This is a genomic window from Methylocystis sp. H4A (assembly GCF_015709545.1).
GTDB classification, from domain to species: domain Bacteria; phylum Pseudomonadota; class Alphaproteobacteria; order Rhizobiales; family Beijerinckiaceae; genus Methylocystis; species Methylocystis silviterrae.
Genome location: NZ_JADNQY010000027.1, coordinates 65,612 through 80,046, shown reverse-complemented (window position 1 = coordinate 80,046; position 14,435 = coordinate 65,612). Strand labels below are relative to the sequence as shown.

Here is a 14,435-nt window from a genome sequence, read left to right as displayed (position 1 = left end):
GATGTTTTTCGTCTTCGGGCAACAAAAAAGGCCCTCTTGGGGCCTTGGGTCAAGCGCCATTGGCTGGAGGCCGGGCCTAGCCCTGCTCCGTCCCCGGCGCTTCAAATACGAGAATTGCGCGCATTCCGCGTTCCGCCCTTTTTGTTCACAGCCGACGTTACGGGAGGCGCGGCGGAGAATCAAGGGCGGAGAGCGAATCTTCAGCGGGCGATCCATCCGCCGTCAATGACGAGGAGGTGGCCAACGATGAACCGCGCCTGTTCGGAGCACAGGAACAGCACGGCCTCGGTCAGCTCCTCGGCCTTGCCCATCCGCCCGATCGGAAAAAGCTTCCCCGCCTGCTCAGGGCTGATGTGCTCCTTCTCCATCCATTGATGGAAGACGTCGCCGGGGGCGTCGATGCCGCAGGCGCAAATGGCGTTGACGCTGATATTGTCCTTGGCGACCTCGAGCGCGACCGTCTTGGTCAAGCCGTCGACGCCGCCCTTGGAGGCGGCATAGGCGCCTTCCGCCGGGTTGCCGGTGAGGCTGCCGGTGATTGACGACTGGTTGACGATGGCGCCGCCGCCGTTTTGGCGCATCTGCCGGATCTCGTGCTTCATGCAGAAGAACACGCCGCGCAGATTCACATCGATGTGGAAATTGAAGCCCTCCTCCGTCTCCTCGGCGATGGGTTTGAAGCGGACGACGCCGGCGTTGTTCACCGCGCAGTCAAGGCGGCCATAGGCCTTGACCGTCGCCGCGACCATGGCTTCGACGTCCCGCTCGATCCGCATATCGGCCAGCGTGAAGAGCCCTTCGCCGCCTTCGGCGCGGATCATGTCGAGAGTCTCGCGCCCGCCGGCGTCGTCGATGTCGGCGAGCGCTACCCTCGCCCCCTCGCGGGCGAAGGCGAGCGCCGTCACCCGGCCAAGACCTCTCGCCGCGCCGGTGACGAGCGCGACTTTACCGTCAAATCGAGCCATAAGCCTCTCCCGAGCCTGAACGGAAGCTTTCACCCGCCGCCGTCGTGGTCAAGCTCGTAAGAGGCGATCATTCGAAGCGGTCACGCGCCTTCGGCGGCGAGCGCGCGCTTGACCCCTTCGTCCGCCGCCATCATATCGTGGTGTTTCTGAACATTGGGGTATTTCGACAGCCCGTCCTCCAGCAGCGACGCGCCCCAGCGCTCCATCGGAAAGATATAGGCGTCGAGATAGCTGCGCTTGTCGCCGACCAAGAAGCGGCGACCGGCAAGATGCGCTTCGACAATATCGAATTTCTTGCGCACGAGCGCCTTGGCGGCTTCGCGCACATTGTCGAACGCCTCCTTTTCCCGAGCGCGGGTATAACGATTGGGCGAGAAAAGCGGGAAAAAAGCCGGGTGGAGATCGCCGGTGATGAAGGAGGACCAGCGGTCGGCCTCGGCCTCGTCGCGCGGCGAACCGTCGGGGGCGATCCCCGCCCGCGGGAAGCGGCCGGCAAGATAGCGCAACACGGCCGCGGCCTGGGTCAGGATCCAGCCTTCGCCGGTGTCGAGCGCCGGCACTGCGCCCGCAGGATTGATCTTCAAATATTCCTTATCGCCGAACTCGACCGCCTTAGTTTCGTAAGGCTCGCCAATCCATTCGAGCGCGATATGCGGCGCAAGCGAACACGCGCCTGTATGATAGTAGAGCGTGACCATGAAGGGGCCTCCGGTTGAGAGCGTCGCTCTTAGAATAGGGCGGCGGCCCGCGGGAGCGTTGCGCCTACCCCTCGCCGCAGTCGAGAATCCAGGTCTTGTCGCAGAAGGCGACATAGAGGCGCTCCTGCCCGAGCGCCGCCCCGAGCGCGCCGGCGAGTTCGTTCAGCATCGCTTCGATCTGCGCGTCGGGAAGCCCGCCGAGATAGGCGTGCAACGCTTCGCCGGTGAAAATCGCGACCGGCTCGCGGTCCGAACCGACCGTGCCGTCGTCCCTGGGCCAGGCGTAGGTCACTTCGCCGCGGGTGAACATGCCTGAGAGCGCGGGCTGGCCCGCTTCGACGCGGCGGCGCATCCAGGCGTGCGCGCAGCGCACCGCTTCGGAAAGATCATAGACGCGGCCTTCCGCCTCCCAGCCCTCACGCAGCCCGACGGTGATGCGGAAATCCCGCCGCGGCCCGCGTGAGCCGTCAACGAGGCGATAGACGCGCTTGCTCATGAGGGGAAGGTAAGGCGCCGGGCGCCCGCGAGAAAGACTGGGAACCGAGATAGCGCCGCGCAGCCTACGGGTCTTCGAGCGCGCCCGTGGCGATGTCGAATGCGCTTTACCCCTCGTCGAGGCCGCGCGGGCGCGATGGCTTGGTCATCGCTTGCCCGTCCATGTGGAAGCGAGCTTTTGCAGAGCCTTGTCCGCTTCCTGCTCAGCCTCACGCTTGGTTGCGTAGGAATGCGGGGACCGCAGATGAATCTGTGACCCCTCGCAGACAGTCCAACGGAACCGCCCCGCGTAGAGGGGGTCAGGCTCAATTCTGGATGTAAAGAGATCTGTTTCGCGCATGGCTACACTATGCGCGCGGCCGCCGGTTTATTCCAGAGCGCTCACGAATGCGCGACGGAAGAGCTTCAGTCTCCGAGACGGCAGCTCATGAGAGCGTGTCGGCGCTCCTTGGGCCCTACTGCGCCGCCACCGGCGTGTGTCGCGTCTCGTCGCCGCGGCCGGCGAGCAGCCCTTCGATGGAGATATCCTCGTCGAGTTCGTCCCAATGCAGCCCTTTGCGGCTGATCTCGTAAGCGAGTCGCTGCGCCCGTGTCGCATGCAGAAGACGCGGGAACCAAACGAGCGGCACGCCGAGCGTGCGTCCATCCGACAGTTCGACCCACATGCTGTCGTCGTCAAAGCGCAGGGACTTAGCCGAAATGCTCATGCCAGGCCCTTTCTATGAAGGTTGCGCGATCCTGGACGATTTTCTCCAATTGGCGCAAGGTCCGCGCGTCAAAACCGTCGCTGGCGGCGAGGCTGACGGGCGAAAGCCAAAACTTCGCGTCGCCCTCGCCTTTTCGCACATGCACATGGATCGGCTCGAGCGGGCTGCCTTCGTTCGAATAGAAAAAGAACGGCATTTCGCCCGCTCCCCATTCTTGTCCGCCGCCCTTACCCCTCCAGCAGCCGCCGCGCGATCACCTGCGCCTGAATCTCCGCCGCGCCCTCGAAGATGTTGAGGATGCGGGCGTCGCAGAGCACGCGCGAGACCGGATATTCGAGCGCGAAGCCGTTGCCGCCGTGAATCTGCAGGGCGTTGTCGGCCGCCGCCCAGGCGACGCGCGCGCCGAGCAGCTTGGCCATGCCGGCCTCGAGATCGCAGCGCTTGCCCTCGTCCTTCTCGCGCGCGGCGAAATAGGTGATCTGGCGGGCGACATGGATCTCAATCGCCATGGAGACGATCTTGTTGAAGACCCGCGGGAAGGAGAACAGCGGCTTGCCGAACTGGATGCGCTCCCTGGCGTATTTCAATCCGAGGTCGAGGGCGCATTGAGCGACGCCGAGCGCGCGCGCCGCCGTCTGGATGCGCGCCGACTCGAAGGTCTCCATGAGCTGCTTGAAGCCCTTGCCCTCCTCGCCGCCGAGAAGGTTTTCGGCCGGCACTTCGAAATTGTCGAAGCCGATCTCGAACTCCTTCATGCCGCGATAGCCGAGGACTTCGATCTCGCCGCCGGTCATGCCCTTGGCAGGGAAAGGATCGCTGTCGGTGCCGCGCGGCTTTTCGGCGAGCAGCATCGAGAGGCCCTTGTAGCCCTTCTCATTCGGGTTGGTGCGCACGAGCAGCGTCATCAGATCGGCGCGCACCGGATGGGTGATCCAGGTCTTGTTGCCGAAGACCTTGTAGACGCCGCCCTCCAGCGTCGCGCGGGTGCGCAGCCCCGCGAGGTCGGAGCCGTTGTTGGGCTCGGTGAAGACAGCGGTTGGAAGGATTTCGCCAGAGGCGATCTTGGGGAGATATTTCTCCTTCTGCGCTTCCGTCCCGCCGACCAGGATCAGTTCGGCCGCAATTTCCGAACGCGTGCCGAGCGAGCCGACGCCGATATAGGCGCGCGACAATTCCTCGGAGACGACGCACATGGCGATCTTGCCCATGCCCGAGCCGCCATATTCCTCCGGAATCGTCAGGCCGAAGACGCCGAGTTCGGCGAGGCCGGAGATGACGTCGAGCGGGATGTAGTCATTTTTCGAGTGCCAGTCATGCGCATAGGGCGTGACATTGGCGGAAGCGAATTTGCGCATCTCGCTACGGATGGCCTCGAGCGTGTCGTCGAGGCCCGACGCGCCGATGGTCTCCGCCGCCGCGTGATGGTCGATGAGTTCGGCGAGGCGCGCGCGGTTCGCGGGCGTGTTGCCGGAAAGGATCAGCCGGTCGACGCAGGCGGGGCGGCGCGCGGCGATCTGCTGGCCCGTGAGCCCGAAATCGCTGAGCCGGACGATCTCGCCCTGGCTCATCGGAATGCCGCCGTAAACTTGCGCGAGGAATTCGGCGAAGCCGATCTGGTTCAAAAGCTCTTCGGTCTCGCCATAAGCGCCCTCAGCGGAGAGGCGCTCGGCGTAGTCGACGAGTTCGCGCAGCCCCTGCACATAGGTCGCGAGCCAGGCGAGCCCGTGGGCGGCGTGCTGGTCGGCCTCGATCAGTTCGCTGGAAAGCTTGCCGTCCCTGGTGACGCGGGCGCGCACGCTCGCGAGCGCATCCTTGTAAAGCGCCTCGACGGCGGCGAGCGCCTCTTTCGCGTCACTCGTCCAATCGGCGGCTTCAAGTTTCGTCGCGACGGCTGCGGTCATTCTTTACTTTCCGGAAGTCAAAGCGCGCGTAGGCGCTGGGCGAATTTGCGCCTTACATGCCGCCATTTGGCCGGAGACGCAACCGGTCTGCCCGCGCCCGCAGGGCTTCGAACTCGGGTTAATTTCAGCTCACTTTCCACCGTCATGCCCGCGCTTGTCGCGGGCATCCACGCCAGACGATCGCGAAACGCATCGCGCGGAGACGATATGTTCGTCTAATGTTCTCAGATTTGCATCGTGGCGTAGCGTGGATGGCCGCGACAAGCGCGGCCATGACGCGGTGGATGACGCGTCGTTAGCCTGGATTAGGAGCCCTACTTGCGCCCGATAGGCGCGGGCAATCAGATTTTTTCGACGATCAGCGGCAGGCCGCCTTTGGGCCGAGTCGTGAAATCGGGCGCGAGTTCGAGATGGTGGCCAGGGACTGGCGTGAAGCGAAATTCCCGAACGAGCGTCGCAAGGATCGCGATCATCTCCAGCATCGCGAACCCCATGCCGATGCAGATGCGCGGGCCGGCGCCGAACGGCATGTAAGCGCAGCGATGGCGCGCCTTGGCTTTTTCCGGCGCGAAGCGGTCGGGGTCGAAAGCGTTCGGCGCGTCCCAGAGTTTCTCGTGACGATGCAGCGCCCAGAGCGCCGCATAGACCGGTTCGTTCTTCGAGATTTTATGCGGCCCGAGCGTCATGTCTTCGCGCGGCTGTCGTCCGATCGCGGCGGCCGGCGGAAAGAGACGCATCGATTCCTGTATCACTTGCTTTGTAAATTGCAGTTTTTCGATCGTGTCGGCGCTGATGTCGGCGTCGCCGGCGATCGCGCGCGCTTCGTCGCGCAGGCGTTCCTGCGACGCCTGATCCTTGGCCAGCAGCCACAGGCTCCACCCGAGCGCGACGGCCGATGTTTCATGCCCCGCGACCAGAAAGCCGTAGAGATTGGCGATGAGTTCGGCGTCAGTCATCGACCGGCCGCTTTCGGGGAGCAGCCGATCGATAATCGCCTGCGTTTGCCCGCCCGACGCGCGCCGCGACGCCAGGAGGCGCGCGGTCTCGTCATAGAGGTAGCGCATGTCGCGATTGATTTTCGATGCCCCCGGAAACGGCAGCCATGTCGGCAGCCGAAACAGGGTGAAGATCCGCGACCAGGAGATGGCGGCGAAACTCTCTTGCAAGGCGGCGACAAACTTTCCGCGATCGAAGGCGCCGGTGACGCCCAGGACGGCGTTCTCGATGACCGCAAAAGTGACGTTCGACATGGCGTTCGTCACGTCGATTGGCGCGGCCTGAGGCGAGGCGCGCCAGGCGTCCGCCTGGGCTTTGGCGCAATCGACGAATGTCGGCGTAAGCGCCAGAAGATTTTCATGACGGAAGGCGGGCGCCAAGGCGCGCCGCTGCCATTTCCAGTCCGCGCCTTCAACAAAGAACAGCGCATCGCGGTTGATGACGGACGACAGCGCGCCGACCGTGATGAAGTCGCGCGTAAAACTGTCCGCGCGCGTGATCAGCATGTCTTCGATCAGTTCGGGATCGGCGAGATAATGCGTGCGCCCGACAAACGGCCAGACGCCCTCGAGCGTGAAATAGTGTTCGCGATAGGCGGCAGGCGGCCAGTTTTCGAGAAAATTGCGCTTGGCGGAGCGCCAAGACGGCCGCTCATTGGGCGCAAAGGGCGTGAAATCCGGATCGTGAAACATAGAGGCTCCTGACCGGGCGACAGGATTTCATCTCAACGACGAGGTCGAACCAGCGTCAACGAAATCGCCGCAGAAAAAGAACTCGGCAGCGCCGGTCAAATCCCGCAACGGCGGAAGCCGCGCCAAGCAAAAATAGCGAGAATCAGCATCGGTAGCGCGACGCCGATGAGCGGGCCGGCGAGTCCCGCCGGGGGGCGCGCCATCAGCTCTTCGTCGGCCTGCGTGAATTTCGGCATGGCCGCGTAATCCTGCGCCGTCAGCGACGCGCCCGCCCTGGCGCGGGAGAGAAAGAACTCCCGCCAGTCGACATGGAATTCGCGAACGCGGTCGAGAAAGGCGCGGTAGCGCGTTTCCCCCGAGCCGGCGATGTCGGCCATCGCCTGATAGGTCAGATAGGCGGGAGAAATGTAGCCGAGCCTCTCCGCCATGTCGCGCTGGCGCGCAAGCTGCGCGTCATGCTCGGCGACGATCGCTTCGACGCGTTGGAAGGCCGCCTCCTGCGTCGCCAGACGCCGCAGCGTCATCTCCTGCGGACCGCCGGCTGGCTTTTCCGCGTCGCCATGTTCCTGGGCGTAGCGCGCGAGCGAGGCGTCGCGGGCGCGATCGGCGTCGATCGAGGCCGCCCGCGCCGCGAGCACCATGTCGATGCGAGAGGGCGCGGGATAGGCGAAGGCGGCAAGGCTGTTGATCGCGGCGGGCAAGATCATGGTGATCGCCACCCAGGCGCCAATCAGCGTCAGCGCGTTGAAGGCCGAGCTTCGGCCCAGCCCGTCGACCGCGGCCGCCAGCGCCGCCCAGAACAGCCCATAGAGCAGAACCGCGACGGCGAGAGCGGCGAAGCCGGGCGAGGCAAGTCTCTCCCATCCCGCGAACATCCAGACGCCCGCCGCCACCGCCAGCAGCGTCACGGCGATCGGCGCGGCGACGCGCGCCGTCAGCTTTCCGGCGAGCGCGGCGCTGGGCCGGCGCGCCGAGGCCAGCGTCATCGCCAAAGTCCCCTGCTCGCGCTCGCCGGCGAGCAGATTGAAGGCCATCGCCAGAATGACGAGCGGATAGACGAAGACGACGACGAAGGCGAGATCGGTCGCGCCCGACATCAGATTGGCGGGATTGTCGATTTCGTCGGCGAAGAGGAAACTGTCTTTCGAGCCCGTCGTCACCCGGACGGCGGGCGGCAGAAGATCGCTCTGTCCGGTAGCGGCAAGCGCCAAGGGCGCCGGGGCGAGCGCGGCGACCGCCGCGGCAGGCCCGCCGCCCATGAAGGCCGCGTTGCGCGGATCTCGATAGGGCGGCGGCTCCGGCGTGGGCTTTCCCTGCGTCTCGCCCTGCTGCAATTGCGCCAGCGTCTTCTCGAGGTTCGACAGCCGCTGCGTCTCGTCGGCGCGAGCGCCCGCGATCGCCGCCTGTTGCGCCGCGACGCGCGACGCCCCCATGGCCAGCGCAAAAAGCGTCACGCCCGCCAAAGCCAGCAGCGCGAACCAGATCGCGCCGTCACGGCGCATCATGCGCGCCTCGAACCGCACGCCCGCGAGGAAAGCGGAAGACATGGGCGCGCTCATACCGGCCGCAGACGCCGCGCCGCGAAGAGCGCGAAAGCGCAAGCGAGCGCGAGCCAGGCCAATAGGCCGATCATCGGGAGGGCGCTGTAGCCCAGGGCGAAGACCGCGCCGGGCGCCTGATAGGCGAAGGAGGCGATCTTTCGCCACAGCTCCGGGCCGGCGACGTAAGCATTGTCGTGGGCGAAATGGATGAGGTTGTCGCTGACCTGATTTTGAATGTCGCGCCGATGCGCCTCGGCCGCCGTGGCGAAATCGAACTGGCTGCGGCTGTCGACGCCGGCGAAGGCCATCGAGATCGGCCGCAGCGCCAGCAGCGGAAACAAGAAACCGGGCGCGGCGCGCAGCGCGTCCTGGCGGTCGAAGGCCGACTGCAGCGCGCCGAAGTGGCGATCGAAGATCGCATAGCCGGCCTCGTCGTCCTTGCGCAGCGCCAGCCCGCGGAAGCTGACCGGCAGATCCGCGATCCGCGAGACGCCGTATTTTTTCAGCGTCTCGTCGCGGAAGGCGACGAAGGCGGGATGGCTGTCGTCGTGACCGAATGTCTTCGCCTTGTCCTGCGCGACGCCGGCCCGAAAGTCTTGCCATGTCGGCGTCGGCGCGAAGGCGCGCGCGGCGTCCGTGGCGAGGCGCGGCGCGAGAAAGGAATTGGCGAGCCAGAAGGCGAGCAGCGTGACGAGCGCGGCGCGTGAGCTTCTGGCGAGCGCCGAAACCCCGAGCGCCAGAAAGGCGAAGCCCGCGAGATAGGCCGCATAGGCGGCGCCAAGCGCGCCGAGACGAATTAATTGATCGACGAGCGACAGACGTTCGCGATCGACGAAAAGAACAAGAGCGAGCGCCGCGCCGATGAAGGCCGGCGCGAGCAGCGCGAAAATCGCGCCGATCAGCGCCATCGCCTTGCCGGCGAGAATGTCGCGCGGCCTGGCGCCGACGCTGAGCAACTGTTTCAGCGTGCCGCTTTCGCGCTCGCCCGAGAAGCTTGCGAAGCCCATCAGGATGACGATGAGCGGCGCGATCGTCTGCAGGATGAAGGCGAGCGATAGCGAGCCGAGCCGCGCGCCGACGCCGCCGTCGCGCGCCTGTTTGAACTGGGTCTCGTTCTGCTTATGCGCCTCGAGCCACACGGCCGAGCCGACATAGGCGTCGACGCCGGGATCGGCGAGCGCCAGCGGGCTCAACGGCTTGAACGCGTATTGGCCGAAATGCGCGGCGGCGTGCGGATTCTTGGCGCTCTGTCCCACCCAAAGCTCGCGATCGGCTTGCGCCGCCGCGTCGCGCTCGCGCAGAACACGGTCGTTCTCGACATAGCCAAAGGCGAGCGCGGCGAGCATCAGCGCCATAATGAAGGCGCAGAGCCAGACGAGGCGCCGGTCGCGGAAAAGCTCCAGCCATTCCTTGGCGGCGACCGCGCGCACGACGCGCCAGCGGCTCTTCGCCGGCGCAGTCGTGGCGAGCGGGGCGAGAGCGAGATCGCTCACGCCGCCGCGCTCGCGAAGAGATCGAGATAGGCGCGCTCCAGCCCCAGATGATCGACGTCGTCGGCGCCGAAGACGGAAGCGAGACGCCCCTGCGCCATGATGCCGATCTTCGTGCCGCATTGCTTGGCGAGGAAGAGGTCGTGCGTGACCATCAGCACCGCCATGCCCTCCTTGCGCAGCCGCTCGATGAGCGCGGCGAACTCATTGGCCGCGAGAGGATCAAGTCCGGAGGTCGGCTCATCAAGCACCAGCGCCTGCGCGCGCCTTGCGAGGGCGATGGCGACGCCGACCTTCTGGCGCATGCCCTTGGAATAGAAGCTCACGGGACGTTCGAAGGCGTCGCGCGGCAAGCCGGCGGCGGCGAGCAGCGAGAGCAGCGTCTCGCGCGGCGCCTCGGCCCCGGAGATTTCGGTAAAATATTGCAGATTCTCGAGACCGGTGAGCGCGCCATAGAGCATCACCTGTTCGGGGATATAGGCGAGACGCGCGCGCGCTGCGGAGGGATCAACCGCGGCGTCGATCCCGCAGACGAGCGCCTGGCCTGCGGTCGGCTGGATAAAATTCAGGAAGAGATTGACGGTTGTCGTTTTGCCGGCGCCGTTCGGGCCGAGCAGGCAAAACACCTCGCCCGCCGGCACGGTCAGATTGAGACTGTCGAGCGCCGGCGCGTCGGCACCGTCATAACGCTTGGTGAGATTACGCGCTTCGAGCATGGCCGCATCCGCCTTACGGCTCGCCGCCGGCGCGCGTGGCCCGCGCCGGCTTTGATGTTCACGCAAGACTGCCTTCTAACGCGCCGACGGTCAAGCGAACGGCGGCGCTACTTCTGCTTATAGGCGTCCGTCACATCCTCGACCGTGCGCAAGCCGGGTTTCGGCGACATCACCAGCACCGCCATATTGCCGGGCGCATGCTCGTTCTTCCACATTTTCGTGTGCGCTACCGGGATTTTCTCCCAGGCGAACACTTCCGACATGCAGGGGTCGACGCGTCGGTCCAGCACGAAGCGATTGGCGGCGGACGCCTGCTTCAGATGCGCGAAATGCGAACCCTGGATGCGCTTCTGGCGCATCCACACATAGCGGGCGTCAAAGGTGAGGTTGAAGCCGGTGGTGCCGGCGCAGAACACCACCATGCCGCCGCGCTTCACCACGAGGCAGGAGACCGGGAAGGTCGCTTCGCCGGGATGTTCGAAGACGATGTCGACGTCCTTTTTGCCGGTGATGTCCCAGATCGCCTTGCCGAAGGCGCGGGCGTTCTTGGTCCACTCGACATATTCGGGCGTGTTGACCTTCGGCAACTGCCCCCAGCACTTGAAGTCCTTGCGGTTGATGACGCCCTTGGCGCCAAGCGAGAGCACGTAGTCGCGCTTGCTCTCATCCGAGATGACGCCGATGGCGTTGGCGCCCGAGGCGGCGCAGAGCTGCACGGAGAACACGCCGAGCCCGCCGGAGGCGCCCCACACCAGCACATTGTCGCCCGGCTTCAACTGGTGCGGCGCGTGGCCAAAGAGCATGCGATAGGCGGTCGCGAGCGTTAAGGTGTAGCAAGCTGCCTCTTCCCAGGAGAGGTGCTTCGGGCGCTCCATCAGCTGGCGGTCCTGGACGCGGCAAAACTGGGCGAAGGAGCCGTCCGGCGTCTCATAGCCCCAGATGCGCTGCGAGGGCGAGAACATCGGGTCGCCGCCGTTGCACTCCTCGTCGTCCCCGTCGTCCTGATTGCAGTGGACGACCACCTCGTCGCCGACTTTCCAGCGCTTCACCTTGGAGCCGACCGCCCAGACGATGCCGGAAGCGTCGGAGCCGGCGATGTGAAAGGGATTTTTGTGCGCATCGAGCACGGAGATGGGTTCGCCCAGCGAGGCCCAGACGCCATTGTAATTGACGCCCGCCGCCATCACGAGCACCAGCACGTCGTGGCTGTCGAGCTCCCAGGTCGGCAAGACCTCGAGCTGCATGGCGGTTTCCGGCGGCCCATGCCGCTCCTTGCGGATCGCCCAGGCGTACATGTTCTTGGGAACATGCCCGAGCGGCGGAATCTCGCCCATCTCATAGAGGTCTTTCTTCTCACTCAAGGTTTCGCTCCCTCCGGCTTTGAATCTTGCGCCGATAAAGTTCCGGCGGAGCTTATAATAGGGCGACGACGCGCTTCATAGCGCGAAATTCCTATGGATCGGCAAGTGTTTCTCTATAGCTGTAGGAAGCCTTTCAGCGCCGGCGCATTATTTATCTGCGCTTGGGGGCAGAAAGAGACCCGATGGAAACCGCGCCCGAGATCGATTTCATCGACATGGAGCCGCGCCCGGAGTTGGGCGCCAAGATCGTCGCCAAGCTGGCTCAGCTGGAGAAGGTTTATGGGCGAATGACCGCCTGCCGCGTCGTCGCCAAGGGGCCGAGCGGCCATCATCGGACCGGCGGCCAGCATCATTTCACGATCTACATCGCGCTCCCCGACGGTCGGGAAGTGTCAGTAGAGCGCACGCCCGACGCCGACGAGCGCTTCATGGACGCCGAGTTCGCGCTCAACGACGCCTTCAGGCGCGCGCGGCGGCAATTACGCGATCAGTCGCGCCAGATACGCGGCAAGGTCAAGCATCACGAGACGGCGCCGACGGCCGTGGTGAAAAGCGTCTTTCGCGCCGACGGCTTCGGCTTCCTCGAAAGCGAGGACGGACGCGAGATCTATTTTCACCGCAACAGCGTGGCCGAACCCGGCTTTGACGCGCTCGAAATCGGCGAGCGGGTGGAGTTTCTGGAAGGCCAAGGCCGGGAGGGTCCGCAGGCCAGGCGCGTGCAGTCGCTGAACGAAATCGCGCCGCGCCCCGCCTCGGGATAGGTCGCGAAGTCCAAAGCCGGGTTTGTGGCCGGGGGCGGCGCAGTCAACGCCGCCACGCTGCGGCCGGGCGTCCGTCCGTCTTCCGCCTGCGCCCACCCCATGCTAAGCGCAACGGCGGAGGAGAGGCTATATGAACGACATGTCCGCCCCGCGCCGCGACAAACCCTGGATGTTTCGCACCTACGCCGGCCATTCCACCGCCAGCGAGTCCAACAAGCTTTATCGCTCCAATCTCGCCAAGGGCCAGACGGGTCTCTCCATCGCCTTCGATCTGCCGACGCAAACCGGCTACGACAGCGACCACATCCTCTCGCGCGGCGAGGTCGGCAAGGTGGGCGTGCCGGTCTCGCATCTGGGCGATATGCGCACGCTCTTCGACGGCATTCCGATCGCCGAGATGAACACGTCGATGACCATCAACGCCACCGCCGTGTGGCTGATGGCGCTCTATATCGCCGCCGCCGAGGAGCAAGGCGCGCCGCGTGGAAAACTGCAGGGCACGACGCAAAACGACATCATCAAGGAATATCTGTCGCGCGGCTCCTATGTCTTCCCGCCGACGCAGTCGCTGCGCCTCACGCAGGACCTCATTCTCTTCACCACGAAGGAATGCCCCAAGTTCAATCCGATGAACGTCTGCTCCTACCATCTGCAGGAGGCCGGCGCGACGCCGTCGCAGGAGCTCGCCTACGCGCTCGCGACCGCCGTCGCCATTCTTGACGGCGTGAAAGCCGCGGGAATGCCTGAGGAAGACTTCGCCCAGGTCGTCGGCCGCATCTCCTTCTTCGTCAACGCCGGCATGCGCTTCGTCACCGAACTGTGCAAAATGCGCGCCTTCGCGGAGCTTTGGGAGGAGATCACGCGCGAGCGCTATGGCGTGAAGGACGAGAAGCTTCGCCGCTTCCGCTACGGCGTGCAGGTCAATTCGCTGGGCCTGACCGAGCAGCAGCCGGAGAACAACGTCTATCGTATCCTGATCGAGATGCTCGCCGTGGTTCTCTCCAAGAACGCCCGCGCCCGCGCCGTGCAGCTTCCGGCCTGGAACGAGGCGCTCGGCCTGCCGCGGCCCTTCGACCAGCAATGGTCGCTGCGCATGCAGCAGATCATGGCCTATGAGACGGATCTGCTCGAATATGGCGATATTTTTGACGGCAATCCCGAGATCGCCCGCAAGGTCGCCGAACTGAAGGCCGAGGCGATGGCCGAACTCAAGAAGATTGAGGACCTCGGCGGCGCGGCCGCGGCGGTCGAGATCGGCTATATGAAGGGCAAGCTCGTCGAGGCCAACACCGCGCGTCTCGAGTCGATCGAAGCCGGCGAGCAGATCGTCGTCGGCGTCAACAAATTCACCGGCGGCGAGCCGTCGCCGCTCGCCTCGGGCGACGACCAGATCATGGTCGTGCCGGAACATGTCGAAGCCGAGCAGATTTCGCGGCTGAAGGCATGGCGCGAAGCCCGCGATCAGAAAGCCGCGCAGGCCGCGATTGAGGAACTGGCGCGCGCCGCCAAGGAAGGCCGCAACATGGTCGAACCGTCCATCGCCGCGGCGAGGGCGGGCGTCACCACCGGCGAATGGGGCAATGTCCTACGCGGCGTATTTGGGGAATACCGCGCGCCGACGGGCGTTTCTTCGACGGCGCGTCAGGTCGGCGGCGCGCTCGACGCCGTGCGCGGCGAAGTCGAACGCGTCTCGCAAAAGCTCGGCAAGCGGGCGAAGTTTTTGGTCGGCAAGCCGGGCCTCGATGGCCATTCCAACGGCGCCGAACAGATCGCGGTGCGCGCCCGCGACGCCGGCTTCGATGTGATCTACGCCGGAATTCGCTCGACGCCGGCTGAACTTGTCGAGGCGGCGAAGAAGGAAGGCGCGCATTGCATCGGCCTCTCCATTCTCTCCGGCTCGCATGTGACGCTCGCCCATGAGGTGATCAAGCTGATGAAGCAGGAGGGCGTCGATGCGCCGCTCGTCGTCGGCGGCATCATCCCGCCGGCCGACGAGAAGCTTCTGCGCGAAGCGGGCGTCGCGGCGGTCTACACGCCGAAGAACTACGACCTCAACGCCATTATGACCGACCTTGCCCACATCATCGAGAAGGCGGCGGTTTAAGGCGCCAA

General features: G+C 65.2%; 13 protein-coding genes. 2 read left to right on the top strand and 11 right to left on the bottom strand.

The annotated features are described in order from the left end of the window. Window positions 1-200: 200 nt before the first annotated feature. The 11 genes from IYW40_RS14990 to ccrA all read right to left on the bottom strand — a co-directional run bounded on the left by IYW40_RS14990 (window position 201) and on the right by ccrA (window position 11,562). On the bottom strand, window positions 201-965 hold the full coding sequence (locus IYW40_RS14990) for an SDR family oxidoreductase (protein ID WP_196401131.1): 765 nt from the start codon (window positions 963-965) through the stop codon (window positions 201-203). An 80-nt stretch (window positions 966-1,045) separates the two neighbouring features. Then, window positions 1,046-1,663 carry a glutathione binding-like protein gene (locus tag IYW40_RS14985; protein WP_196401130.1) on the bottom strand — a complete coding sequence of 206 codons (618 nt, stop codon included), beginning with the start codon at window positions 1,661-1,663 and terminating at the stop codon, window positions 1,046-1,048. Window positions 1,664-1,727: 64 nt separating this feature from the next. Further along, window positions 1,728-2,159 carry a hypothetical protein gene (locus IYW40_RS14980; RefSeq protein WP_196401129.1) on the bottom strand — a complete coding sequence of 144 codons (432 nt, stop codon included), beginning with the start codon at window positions 2,157-2,159 and terminating at the stop codon, window positions 1,728-1,730. 454 nt (window positions 2,160-2,613) lie between these two features. Further along, complete coding sequence (locus tag IYW40_RS14975) at window positions 2,614-2,865, bottom strand: DUF2442 domain-containing protein (protein ID WP_109024415.1); 252 nt, start codon at window positions 2,863-2,865, stop codon at window positions 2,614-2,616. Next, complete coding sequence (locus tag IYW40_RS14970; RefSeq protein ID WP_196401128.1) at window positions 2,849-3,061, bottom strand: DUF4160 domain-containing protein; 213 nt, start codon at window positions 3,059-3,061, stop codon at window positions 2,849-2,851. Before IYW40_RS14970 ends, IYW40_RS14975 begins: the two co-directional genes overlap by 17 nt. A 31-nt stretch (window positions 3,062-3,092) precedes the next feature. Further along, complete coding sequence (locus IYW40_RS14965) at window positions 3,093-4,766, bottom strand: acyl-CoA dehydrogenase family protein (protein WP_196401127.1); 1,674 nt, start codon at window positions 4,764-4,766, stop codon at window positions 3,093-3,095. A 341-nt stretch (window positions 4,767-5,107) separates the two neighbouring features. Further along, window positions 5,108-6,454: a cytochrome P450 gene (locus IYW40_RS14960; RefSeq protein WP_196401126.1), complete on the bottom strand. Its 1,347-nt coding sequence runs from the start codon at window positions 6,452-6,454 to the stop codon at window positions 5,108-5,110. 95 nt (window positions 6,455-6,549) lie between these two features. Continuing rightward, entirely contained in the window at window positions 6,550-8,001 is a 1,452-nt protein-coding gene (locus IYW40_RS14955; protein ID WP_246720829.1) for a DUF3526 domain-containing protein, read from the bottom strand. An 8-nt stretch (window positions 8,002-8,009) separates the two neighbouring features. After that, the gene (locus IYW40_RS14950; protein WP_196401124.1) at window positions 8,010-9,488 is read right to left on the bottom strand and encodes a DUF3526 domain-containing protein; all 1,479 of its coding nucleotides are present in this window, start codon (window positions 9,486-9,488) and stop codon (window positions 8,010-8,012) included. Next, window positions 9,485-10,201, bottom strand: a complete 717-nt coding sequence (locus tag IYW40_RS14945; RefSeq protein ID WP_196401123.1) for an ATP-binding cassette domain-containing protein — start codon at window positions 10,199-10,201, stop codon at window positions 9,485-9,487. The genes IYW40_RS14950 and IYW40_RS14945 overlap by 4 nt, the downstream gene beginning before the upstream one ends. Before the next feature lie 107 nt (window positions 10,202-10,308). Then, window positions 10,309-11,562 (bottom strand): crotonyl-CoA carboxylase/reductase, encoded by a 1,254-nt coding sequence (ccrA, locus tag IYW40_RS14940; protein ID WP_196401122.1) that lies wholly within the window; start codon window positions 11,560-11,562, stop codon window positions 10,309-10,311. A 182-nt stretch (window positions 11,563-11,744) separates the two neighbouring features. Between ccrA and IYW40_RS22290 the strand changes: the two genes are divergently transcribed. After that, on the top strand, window positions 11,745-12,323 hold the full coding sequence (locus tag IYW40_RS22290; RefSeq protein WP_196401121.1) for an HPF/RaiA family ribosome-associated protein: 579 nt from the start codon (window positions 11,745-11,747) through the stop codon (window positions 12,321-12,323). A gap of 130 nt (window positions 12,324-12,453) precedes the next feature. Further along, window positions 12,454-14,427 (top strand): protein meaA, encoded by a 1,974-nt coding sequence (locus IYW40_RS14930; RefSeq protein ID WP_196401120.1) that lies wholly within the window; start codon window positions 12,454-12,456, stop codon window positions 14,425-14,427. Window positions 14,428-14,435: the final 8 nt, after the last annotated feature.

Coding starts and splice junctions, on each gene's coding strand:
- IYW40_RS14990 (WP_196401131.1), bottom strand. CDS start 965: ATGGCTCGATTTGACGGTAAAGTCGCGCTCGTCACCGGCGCGGCGAGA.
- IYW40_RS14985 (WP_196401130.1), bottom strand. CDS start 1,663: ATGGTCACGCTCTACTATCATACAGGCGCGTGTTCGCTTGCGCCGCAT.
- IYW40_RS14980 (WP_196401129.1), bottom strand. CDS start 2,159: ATGAGCAAGCGCGTCTATCGCCTCGTTGACGGCTCACGCGGGCCGCGG.
- IYW40_RS14975 (WP_109024415.1), bottom strand. CDS start 2,865: ATGAGCATTTCGGCTAAGTCCCTGCGCTTTGACGACGACAGCATGTGG.
- IYW40_RS14970 (WP_196401128.1), bottom strand. CDS start 3,061: ATGCCGTTCTTTTTCTATTCGAACGAAGGCAGCCCGCTCGAGCCGATC.
- IYW40_RS14965 (WP_196401127.1), bottom strand. CDS start 4,766: ATGACCGCAGCCGTCGCGACGAAACTTGAAGCCGCCGATTGGACGAGT.
- IYW40_RS14960 (WP_196401126.1), bottom strand. CDS start 6,454: ATGTTTCACGATCCGGATTTCACGCCCTTTGCGCCCAATGAGCGGCCG.
- IYW40_RS14955 (WP_246720829.1), bottom strand. CDS start 8,001: ATGTCTTCCGCTTTCCTCGCGGGCGTGCGGTTCGAGGCGCGCATGATG.
- IYW40_RS14945 (WP_196401123.1), bottom strand. CDS start 10,201: ATGCTCGAAGCGCGTAATCTCACCAAGCGTTATGACGGTGCCGACGCG.
- IYW40_RS22290 (WP_196401121.1), top strand. CDS start 11,745: ATGGAAACCGCGCCCGAGATCGATTTCATCGACATGGAGCCGCGCCCG.
- IYW40_RS14930 (WP_196401120.1), top strand. CDS start 12,454: ATGAACGACATGTCCGCCCCGCGCCGCGACAAACCCTGGATGTTTCGC.